2 protein-coding genes are annotated in these 925 nt (G+C 67.5%); one reads left to right on the top strand and one right to left on the bottom strand.

Annotated features, from left to right (window positions below; all coding sequences use genetic code 11):
* Positions 1–512, bottom strand: a 512-nt coding sequence (locus A5752_RS26895; RefSeq protein WP_156614199.1) for a UvrD-helicase domain-containing protein, incomplete at its 3' end; no start/stop codon positions are given.
* An 83-nt stretch (positions 513–595) separates the two neighbouring features.
* Between A5752_RS26895 and A5752_RS26890 the strand changes: the two genes are divergently transcribed.
* Positions 596–847, top strand: coding sequence for a mycoredoxin (locus tag A5752_RS26890; RefSeq protein WP_067092413.1), 252 nt, complete (start codon positions 596–598; stop codon positions 845–847).
* The last annotated feature ends 78 nt before the right edge of the window (positions 848–925 follow it).

The raw sequence follows: 925 nt of genomic DNA, 5'->3' as shown, positions 1-925 counted from the left end.
GCCGGATAGTCCTCCGGGCTGATCAGCGACGCCTTGGCCCACTCGATCTCGCCCGCGAGGTCGCGCACGTCGTCGGTGCTGGTTGACAGCCGTTCACGGTTGGCGGCCTGCGCCACCACGGCGAACTTGGTGTCGAGCAGTTCCCACGTGGTGTTACCGACGACGCGGGGCCAGAAGTACGCCAGCTGGCGGCGGGCCGCGGCGTGAAACGTCATCGCCTGCACCGAACCGGTGCCGACACCGCCGAACGCCGCGTCAAGCGCACGCAGCCGGGCCCGCATCTCCCCGGCCGCACGCTGGGTGAAGGTGACCGCGAGGACCTGGCCGGGGGCGACGTGGCCCGCCGCGACCAGATGGGCGATGCGCCGGGTGATCGTGCGGGTCTTGCCGGTGCCCGCACCGGCCAGCACGCACACGGGCCCGCGCGGGGCGAGCACGGCTTCGCGCTGCTCGTCGTCGAGGTCGTCGACGGCGTTCGGGGTGCTGCCCACCGAAGCGACCTCTACCGACATGCGGTCCATCTTGGCAGGGGCCGGTGACAAATGACCGATACGGCGTCGGGCATGTTCGGTCCATCGGCTACGTTGAACGCGTTATGAGCGCAGCACAGACTCCCGTGATCATGTACACCACCACCTGGTGCGGTTACTGCGTGCGTCTGAAGAAGGCGTTGCAGGCCGAGGGGATTGCGTTCACCGAGATCGACATCGAGAAGGATCCGGCCGCAGCGGAGTTCGTCGCCAACGCCAACGGCGGTAACCAGACCGTTCCGACGCTGAAGCTTCCCGACGGTTCGACGTTGACGAACCCGACCGCGCGCGAGGTCAAGGCCAAACTGGCGAGCTAGTTGTTCTGACCTGACAGGTTAGGTACACGGCTGGCCGGTGGTTGACCTTTGAGTGCGGTGTGGCCGCGGTGGTGATTG

The sequence above is a fragment of the Mycobacterium sp. 852002-51961_SCH5331710 genome, assembly GCF_001665535.1.
Classification (GTDB): Bacteria; Actinomycetota; Actinomycetes; order Mycobacteriales; family Mycobacteriaceae; genus Mycobacterium.
Note: the sequence above shows the minus strand (reverse complement) of the source record. Positions and strands in the feature narration are given on the sequence as shown.